Here is an 8,035-nt window from a genome sequence, read left to right on the forward strand (position 1 = left end):
CGCACCGCCGACTCGGGCGCGACGGCCTGCCACAGCGCGGGCACGTCCTCGCCGGAGCCGGCGAGGAGCTCGAGGGCACGCACGGTCACCTCGTGCGTGCGCACGTGGTCGGGGTGGCCGTAGCCGCCCCCGTCCTCGTACGTGACGACGACGGCCGGACGCCGCGCGCGCAGCACGGCCGCCAGCCGGGTCGCCGCCTCGTCGAGCGGGACCCCGACGAACGCCCCGGCGGGCAGCTGTGCCTCGGCCGTGGCGCGCGCGATGCCGGGCGCCGCCCACGCCATGCCGGAGTCGGTGTACCGCGCGGCGGGCTCGCCGGCGGCGTCGAGGAACACGTGGTCGCGCACGCCGAGCGCAGAGAGCGCGGCCGCGAGCTCGCCCTCGCGGTGCGCGGCGAGCGCCGGACCGTCCCCCTCGAGCCGCCCGACGCCCGTCGGGTGCGACGGCGTGTCGATGACCTCGCCGCGTTCTCCGCGCGTGCACGTGACGACGGTGACGCGCTCCCCCGCCGCCGCCCAGGTGGCGAGCAGCGCGCCGGTGGCGAGCGTCTCGTCGTCCGGGTGCGCGTGCACGGCGACCAGGCCGCCGTCGGGCACGACGGGCCGGGCGCCGGCGGGTGCGCCCCCGGGCCCGGCCTCGGCGTGCACCGTCAGGCGCGCTTGGCGCGGGAGACCGCGCGGGCGCGCTCGGTCTGGTCGAGCAGCACCTTGCGGATGCGCACGACCTCCGGCGTCACCTCGACGCACTCGTCCTCGCGCGCGAACTCGAGCGACTCCTCGAGCGTGAGGTGGCGCGGCGGGATGAGGTTCTCGAAGTTGTCGGCCGTCGAGGACCGCATGTTCGTGAGCTTCTTCTCCTTGGTGATGTTCACGTCCATGTCCTCGTTGCGCGAGTTCTCGCCGACGATCATGCCCTCGTAGACCTCCTGCGTGGGGTCGACGAAGAACGAGCCGCGCTCCTGGAGGTTGATCATCGCGAACGGGGTCACCTTGCCGGCGCGGTCGGCGACGAGCGAGCCCGTGGTGCGGGTCTCGATGGGGCCGGCCCAGGGCTCGAACCCCTCGGAGATCGAGGACGCGATGCCCGTGCCGCGCGTCTCGGTGAGGAAGCGCGTGCGGAACCCGATGAGGCCGCGCGCGGGCACCATGAACTCCATGCGGATCCAGCCGGTGCCGTGGTTCGACATCGTCTCCATGCGGCCCTTGCGCTGCGCCATGAGCTGCGTGACCGCGCCGAGGTACTCCTCGGGCACGTCGATCGTCATGCGCTCCATCGGCTCGTGGGTCTTGCCGTCGATCGTGCGCGTGACGACCTGCGGCTTGCCGACGGTGAGCTCGAAGCCCTCGCGGCGCATCTGCTCGACGAGGATCGCGAGCGCGAGCTCGCCGCGGCCCTGCACCTCCCACGCGTCGGGGCGGTCGGTCGGCAGGACGCGCAGCGACACGTTGCCGACGAGCTCGGCGTCGAGGCGGTCCTTGACCTGGCGCGCGGTGACCTTGTGGCCCTTGCCGCCCTTGCCGGCGAGCGGGGAGGTGTTGATCCCGATCGTCATCGAGATCGCCGGGTCGTCGACGGTGATGAGCGGGAGCGGGCGCGGGTCGTCGGGGTCGGTGAGCGTCTCGCCGATCGTGATGTCGGCGATGCCGGCGACGGCGACGATGTCGCCGGGGGCGGCGGACTCCGTGGGCACGCGGTCGAGCGCCTTCGTCTCGAGGAGCTCGGTGATCTTGACGTTCTGCATCGTGCCGTCCTGGCGCGCCCAGGCGACGACCTGGCCCTTGCGCAGCGTGCCGTTGAAGACGCGCAGGAGCGCGAGGCGGCCGAGGAACGGCGACGCGTCGAGGTTGGTCACGTGCGCCTGGAGCGGCGCGCCCTCCTCGAACGTCGGCGCGGGGATCTTCTCGAGGATCGTGGTGAAGAGCGGCTCGAGGTCCTCGTTCGCCGGGAGCTGGCCGTCGAGCGGCTGGTCGAGCGACGCGCGGCCCGCCTTCGCGGACGCGTAGACGACGGGCACGTCGAGGATCGCGTCGAGGTCGAGGTCCGGGACCTCGTCCGCCAGGTCGCTCGCGAGGCCCAGGAGCAGGTCGGTCGTCTCGGCCACGACCTCCGTGATGCGGGAGTCCGGGCGGTCGACCTTGTTCACGACGACGATGACCGGCAGCTTCGCGGCGAGCGCCTTGCGCAGCACGAAGCGCGTCTGCGGCAGCGGGCCCTCGCTCGCGTCCACGAGCAGGACGACGCCGTCGACCATCGACAGGCCGCGCTCGACCTCGCCGCCGAAGTCGGCGTGGCCGGGGGTGTCGATGACGTTGATGGTGATCCCGTCGGGCTCGCCGACCGCCGCGGCCGCCGGCCCGGCGTACCGGACGGCGGTGTTCTTCGCGAGGATGGTGATGCCCTTCTCGCGCTCGAGGTCACCGGAGTCCATGACGCGGTCGTCGACCTGCTGGTGGGCCGAGAAGGCGCCGGACTGCCGCAGCATGGCGTCGACGAGCGTGGTCTTGCCGTGGTCGACGTGGGCGACGATCGCCACGTTGCGCAGGTCGGAGCGCACAGACATCTACGGTTCTCATTTCGTGGGGTCGACGGGGGCGACGGACGGACGACGCCGCTCCTGTGCCGGTCCGGCCGTGTGCGGGCCGCGGCTGTTCCGGGAGTGCGCACGGGCCGTCACCCGGGCACGGCTATCCTACCGGGTCGCACCCGGCGGCGTTGCGGCGAGCGTACGCGGCGCCGTTGCCCGTACACCCGCCTGCCGGGATCGTCTCCCGCGACCGGCCGCCGCGATACCGGGGGCCGGACTCCGAGACCCTTTCGAGACGTGTTCGTCATCACACCGTGACACTCGCCCCCGGCGTCACACGGCCCCCGGCGTCACGACGGCTTGGACCCTCGTCCGGTCGGCCGACGGACCAGCGTCCGCCACCGGTTCGGCCGGTCGGGGTACAGCTCCTCCCACTGCTCCGAGATCGACTCGGTGACGCGCGTCGTCACGTGCTCCGCGAGCGCCGCGCGTGCCTGCCGGCGCTCGACGCGCAGCATCGCGGCGTGCTCGATCCGGAGCACCTTGATCGTCGCGACGGCCATGCCGATCATCACGACGGAGAACGGCAGCGCGATGAGGATCGCCGCGGTCTGCAGCGCCTGGAGCCCGCCGGCGAGCAGGAGCGCGATCGCGAGGAGGCCCTGCAGCACCGCCCAGAAGATCCTGCTCCACGTGGGCGGGTTCGGGTTCCCGCCGGACGCGAGCATGTCGACGACGAGCGAACCCGAGTCGGACGAGGTGACGAAGAAGACGACGATGAGGATGATCGCCGCGACCGTCAGGACCGCGGAGAGCGGCAGGTCGCCGAGGAGCTGGAACAGCACGGTGTCCTGGTTGACCGCCCCGTCGTCGAGCATGCTGCCCGGGACGGTGAGCTCGCGGTACAGGCTCGAGCCACCGAAGATGGCGAACCACAGGGTCGTGACGATCGTCGGGACGAGCAGCGTGCCGAGGACGAACTCGCGGACCGTGCGCCCGCGCGAGATGCGTGCGATGAAGACGCCGACGAACGGCGCCCAGGAGATCCACCAGCCCCAGTAGAAGATCGTCCACGAGGACTGCCACTCGAGCCCCACGGCGCCCTGGAAGGCGGTCGTGTCGAAGGTCAGCCGCAGGATGTTCTGCAGGTAGTAGCCGAGCGACTGGACCCACTCGCGCAGGAGGAAGAGCGTCGGACCCAGCACGAGCACGAGCACGGCGACGACCCCGGCGAGGACCATGTTGCCGTTCGACAGCCACTTGATGCCCTTGCCGAGGCCCGACACGACCGAGAACGTGGCGACCACGGTGATCGCGGCGATCAGCCCGATCTCGAGGCCCAGGCTCGGCTCGGCGACGTCGAGGAAGCCCAGCCCGGCGGCGATCTGCATGACGCCGAACCCGAGCGAGGTCGCGACGCCGAACACGGTGCCGACGATCGCGACGATGTCGATCACGTTGCCGAGCCAGCCCTTGACGCGGTCGCCGAGGATCGGCTCGAGCGCCCAGCGGATCGACACGGGCCGGCCCTTGCGGTGGATCGAGTACGCGAGCGCGAGGCCGGCGACGACGTAGATGGCCCAGGCGTGGATGCCCCAGTGGAGGTAGCTCTGGCCCATCGCGGCCTGAGCGAGCGCCGGGTCGCCGCCCGTGACACCGGGTTTCGGATCGACGTAGTGCGACAGCGGCTCGGCGGCCCCCCAGTAGACGAGACCGATGCCCATGCCGGTCGCGAAGAGCATGGCGAACCACACCGGGAGCCGGAACAGCGGCTCCTCCTCGTCCTTACCCAGCACGATGTCGCCGAAGCGGCTCAGACCCATCCAGAGGGCGAGCACGACGAACCCCGCGACGATGAGGACGTAGTACCAGCCGAACACGCCGATCACGTCGCGCTGGAGCGTCTCCATCACGGTGCTCATCGCGTCGGCGAAGAACACCGTGAGCAGGACGAACAGCAGGATGATGCCGGCTGCCGGGTAGAAGACCCGGGGGTCGGGGCGTCCGCTCCGCGCGTCGACGCCACCCGCCGGAGGCGGTGACAGCGCGGCGCCCCCCTCCGCCGCCGGTGCCGCCGTCGTCGTGTCACCGACAGGGTTCCCGTCGGACCGGTCCGGGTCCGGTCCGGAGCCTGCTGCGGAGGAGTTCTCGGTGCTGCTCATACGCCCAGGTTTCCGGTGACGCGAGCCGGTAGCAAGCCAGGCACGCCGCCCGACGGGTCAGACCGGCAGGACCACCCGCCCGTCGTGGAGCTCGACGACGCGGTCCGCCCGCTGCATGAGCAGCGGGTCGTGCGTCGAGACGACCGCCGCGACGCCCCGCGCGTGGACCACCTCGCGGACGAGATCCATCACGGTCTCCGCGGTGCCCGAGTCGAGCTGCCCCGTGGGCTCGTCCGCGATGAGGACCGCCGGCTCGGCGACGAGCGCGCGGGCGATCCCGACGCGCTGCTGCTGCCCGCCCGACAGCTCGTACGGGCGCTGCGCCGCGTGGCCCTCGAGCCCGACGAGCGCCAGCGCGCGCTCGACGCGGTCCGCGCGCTCGCGCGGCTCGACGCCCTGCAGCCGCAGCGGCACCTCGACGTTCTCGGCGGCCGAGAGCACCGGCACGAGGCCGAAGGACTGGAAGACGTACCCGATCTCGCGGCGCCGGACGTCGAGGACGTCGCGCTCGCGCATCGCCGACAGCGTGCGGTCCCCCGCGAGGACGACGTCGCCGCTCGTGGGGCGGTCGAGCCCGCCGAGGATGTTGAGCAGCGTCGTCTTGCCCGAGCCCGACGGCCCCCGCACCACGAGGAGCTCGCCCGGGTGCACCGCGAGGCTCACGTCGCTCAGCGCGTGCACCTCGCTCGCGCCGCGCCCGAACACGCGTCCGACGCCCCGCGCCCGCAGCGCGGCCGTCCCCACCGTCCCCACCGTCCCGCTCACCGCTCGCTCCCCTCGCCGGTCCCGTCCGTCCGTCCGCGCGCGTCGGGCCACACGCCCACGTGGTCCGTCTCGAGCGCGAGGCGCACGCGGTCGCGCAGGTCGAGGCTCGCCACGAAGTCCGGCGGCAGCTGCAGCCGCCCGACGCGGTCGAGCACGGCGAACTCCTCCGCCACGTGCCGCTCGGAGCCGTGCTCGTCCACCTCCGTGCGGCGCAGCACCTCGGTCGACGTGCGGCCGTCGCGGATCTGCACGGTGCGGAGCACGTGGTCGGAGACGGTGGGGTCGTGCGTGACGATGAGCGTCGTGACGCCCAGCTCGGCGTTGACCCCCCGCATCGCCTCGAGCACCTCGACGGACGTCGCCTCGTCGAGCTCGCCCGTCGGCTCGTCCGCGAGCAGGACGCGCGGCGCGTTCGCCACCGCCACGGCGAGCGCGGTCCGCTGCTGCTCGCCGCCCGACATCTGGTCGGGGCGGCGGTCGCGCACATGCCCGATCTCGAGCAGCTCCAGCAGCCCGTCGACGCGTGCCTGCCGATCGCGGGCCGAGAGGTCGCCGGCGAGCGTGAGCGGCACGGCGACGTTCTCGGCCGCGGTGAGGTACGGCAGGAGGTTGCGGCTCGTCTGCTGCCACACGAACCCGACGGTGCGCCGCTGGTAGCGCACGCGCTCGCGCCGCCCCATGGTCAGCAGGTCGGTTCCCGCGACGACCGCGGACCCGCCCGTCGGCCGGTCCAGCCCGGACAGGATGGTCAGCAGCGTCGACTTCCCCGACCCCGACGCGCCGACGATGGCGACGAGCTCGCCCGGGTCGATGCGCAGGTCGAGGCCCTGCAACGCCTGCACCTCGACGCCGTCGGCGGAGAAGATCCGCACGAGGTCCTGGCACAGGATGTCCGGCTCCGTGGACGCCGCGCGCGCCGCGCCCCGCGAGGCGGGTCGCGCGTCGAGGTCCATCCCGGCGTCCGGCTCGTCGACTCCGGTCCAGGTCGTCATGTCACCTCTCCTCACCGATGCGCAGCTGGGCCGCGAGGTTCGTGCGCCGGCTCAGCGCCGTGGACACCGCGACCGCCGCGGCGACCACGAGGACGAAGCCGCCGACGACGGCCCCGAGCAACGCGGGGTCGGCGGTCAGCGGCGGGCTCGCGTCGCCGCCCGTGAACGGCGTCACGTCGACGGTCGCGAGCACGAGCGCCGGGATCGCCACGCCGAGACCGGCGCCGACGACGACGGACGCGAGGACCCACGGACCGATCTCCCAGGCCACGAGCCCGCGCGTGCGGCGGCGCTCGAGGCCCAGCGTGCGCAGGACTGCGACGAGGCGGTCGCGCGCGGGCGCGCCGATCATGAGCGTCATGACGACGGCGGCCGCGCACAGCAGCCCGGACAGCGCGATCGCGACGACGAACGCCCGGTTCATGCCGTCGGCCGCGGGCGAGTCGAGCAGGTCCGCGGAGATCACGTCCGGGCTGGTGATGGCCGACCGCGGGAGCACCTCGGCGACGGCCGCGCGGACGGCGGCCGGGTCGGCGCCTTCCTCGAGCGACAGCAGTGCGAGCCGCGGCCGGAACGTCACGTCGAGCGCCTCTGACGCGAGCCCGGCGTCGACCACGACGAACGTGCGGGCGGGCAGGCCGGGGACCGGCCCCGTCGCGGCGAGCACGTCGACCGGCACGCCCTCGGACCCGACGAGCGTCACGTCGTCCGCCCCGACGGGCACGCCCAGCGTGCCGGACACGACCGCGGGCAGCCGCTCGCCCGGCGACGCGAGCGCCGAGGGCAGGGCCTGCGCGCCCGGGACGTCCGCCTGCACGGCGGCGAGGGCGTCGGCGTCGACGGCGAGGACCGTGACGCGCTCGCCCGAGACGCCGAGGCGCAGGGGGAGCTCCCCGGCGTCGGTCACGGTCGCGACCTCGGCCACGCCGTCGATCCCGCGCAGCTCCGCCGCCACCTCCTCGTCGACGATCGGCCCGCTGACGCGCACGTCGGCGCCCACCTCTCCCCACGCGATCGTCTCGACCCCGGAGCGGACGCTCGACCAGAGCACGCCCGACGACATCGCGACCGCGACGCCGACGACGAGCGCGAGCGCCGGGACGACGCCGCCCGCGGGGTCGCGCACCGTCCGGGCGGCGCCGAGGAACGGCACGAGGTCGCGACGGGCGCGGAACACGCGCTCGAGGGCGCGCACGGGCAGCGGGTACACGCGCAGCACGACGACGCACGTCGCGAGCGCGAGCAGGAGGGGCGCCGCGGCGAGGAGCGGGTCGACGCCCCCGGCCCCCAGAACCTCGCGCGTCGTCGTCACGGCGTCGTCGTCGTCGGCCGTGCCACCCACGACGACGCCGCGCTGCAGGAGCAGCACGACCGAGACGGCGGCCGCCGCGACCACGAGCAGGTCGGTGAGGGTGCGCCACCGGCTGCGCGCCGTCCCGAGGTCGGACCGGGACTCGCGCAGCCCGGCGGGCGAGGTGGTGAGCGCGAACAGCGCGGCCGGGGTGAGCGCGACGAGCAGGGCGGGGACGACCGTGGCCGCGCCGACGGCGCCGCCGCCGGCAGCCGGTGGCACCGCGAGGACCGCGGCGGCC

Annotated in this window: 6 protein-coding genes; all 6 read right to left on the minus strand. The window is 73.9% G+C overall.

Annotated elements, in window-relative coordinates; translation table 11 throughout:
- Positions 1-647 (minus strand): PIG-L family deacetylase (locus JZ5iCDA_RS13720; RefSeq protein WP_253182096.1); only part of this gene is annotated, 647 nt, incomplete at its 3' end.
- A 2-nt stretch (positions 648-649) separates the two neighbouring features.
- Entirely contained in the window at positions 650-2,560 is a 1,911-nt protein-coding gene (gene typA / locus JZ5iCDA_RS13725; protein ID WP_069387680.1) for a translational GTPase TypA, read from the minus strand.
- Between the two features lie 314 nt (positions 2,561-2,874).
- Positions 2,875-4,686, minus strand: coding sequence for a BCCT family transporter (locus tag JZ5iCDA_RS13730; RefSeq protein ID WP_083260016.1), 1,812 nt, complete (start codon positions 4,684-4,686; stop codon positions 2,875-2,877).
- Between the two features lie 57 nt (positions 4,687-4,743).
- Positions 4,744-5,451 carry an ABC transporter ATP-binding protein gene (locus tag JZ5iCDA_RS13735; RefSeq protein WP_253182097.1) on the minus strand — a complete coding sequence of 236 codons (708 nt, stop codon included), beginning with the start codon at positions 5,449-5,451 and terminating at the stop codon, positions 4,744-4,746.
- Entirely contained in the window at positions 5,448-6,404 is a 957-nt protein-coding gene (locus JZ5iCDA_RS13740) for an ABC transporter ATP-binding protein (RefSeq protein WP_069387682.1), read from the minus strand. The genes JZ5iCDA_RS13735 and JZ5iCDA_RS13740 overlap by 4 nt, the downstream gene beginning before the upstream one ends.
- A gap of 40 nt (positions 6,405-6,444) precedes the next feature.
- The coding region (locus JZ5iCDA_RS13745; protein WP_216093451.1) for an FtsX-like permease family protein at positions 6,445-8,035 on the minus strand (1,591 nt) is incomplete at its 5' end.

The organism is Cellulosimicrobium cellulans, assembly GCF_001722485.1.
Taxonomy (GTDB): Bacteria; Actinomycetota; Actinomycetes; order Actinomycetales; family Cellulomonadaceae; genus Cellulosimicrobium; species Cellulosimicrobium cellulans_A.